Annotated in this window: 1 protein-coding gene; it reads right to left on the bottom strand. The window is 59.2% G+C overall.

Annotated features, from left to right (window positions below; genetic code table 11):
• Position 1: 1 nt before the first annotated feature.
• The gene (locus LJD17_RS23920) at positions 2–676 is read right to left on the bottom strand and encodes a response regulator transcription factor (protein ID WP_227386758.1); all 675 of its coding nucleotides are present in this window, start codon (positions 674–676) and stop codon (positions 2–4) included.
• Positions 677–966: the final 290 nt, after the last annotated feature.

The raw sequence follows: 966 nt of genomic DNA, 5'->3' as shown, positions 1-966 counted from the left end.
TTCACCCGACGAAAGTATATCCGATGTATCGTTTGGCTTCGATGGGATCGTGTCCGAGGCGGGAGCGGAGCTTTTTGCGCAGCTTGCTCACATGGCCCTCGATCACGCTTTCCTCCACATCGTTGGAATAGATGCCGTAGATGGCATTGAAGATCTGCGTCTTGGTCAGGCGCCGGCCCTTGTTGCGCACCAGGTACTCGAGGATATGGCGCTCGCGGCGGGGCAGGGGCAGGCTGATGCCGTCGATCTCCGGATCGCGGCCGTCGAAATACACCTTGAGGCGCTCCGGCACCGCCGGCTGCGCCTGGTCCCCGGCGTTGACCCGGCGCCAGATCGCTTCCGAGCGGGCCAAAATCTCGCGCACATGGACGGGCTTGCGCACCACGTCATCGAACTTGGCGGTAAAGAGCTCCAGCGTCTGCTCCAGGGAGCGGATCTCGCTCAAGGCGATGATCGGGGCGCGGGAATGGCGGCGAATGGCTTCGGCGCAAGCGATGCGCTCCTGAAACTCACCCAGCAAAAACCCTTGCACGGCATCCAGATCGGCGCTTGAGGCGGCTTTGAGCCAATCCTGGAACTCGCCGGAGAACAATCCGAGCGAGGAAACGCCTTCGCGATCGAACCCGGCGACGTAAGCAGCCGTCACCATCTGCCGTTCATCGACGACGATGTACATGATAGAAGCCCCCCGGCTTATGAAAAGCTAGTCGAAACGCAGGTACGCGATGAAGATCGCGAGTTGCTGGCGGTGTCTGGCCGCTGCAACTACTTTTTTACTTTTACTTATATACTGTGATCGTGAGCGAGAGTGCTTGGTTGATCCGCGCCGCCCCTCCGAATCAGTAGGTTTATTCATAAATGCCGGGCGAACGTCGTTGCGTCAACGGCAAACGCAAACGGCGCGACTCCGACCCGGTCCTTGTCCAAAGGTGTTGCCCGCTTGCCATACATCAAAACCAGAAATCG

It is taken from the genome of Microvirga rosea, from assembly GCF_020595095.1.
Lineage (GTDB): Bacteria > Pseudomonadota > Alphaproteobacteria > Rhizobiales > Beijerinckiaceae > Microvirga > Microvirga rosea.
The sequence above is the reverse complement of the archived record's forward strand: the minus strand, read 5'-3'. Positions and strand labels throughout refer to the sequence as shown.

What these genes read in the sequence shown, in the direction of transcription:
- LJD17_RS23920 (WP_227386758.1), bottom strand. Translation starts at nt 676, where the DNA reads ATGTACATCGTCGTCGATGAACGGCAGATGGTGACGGCTGCTTACGTC.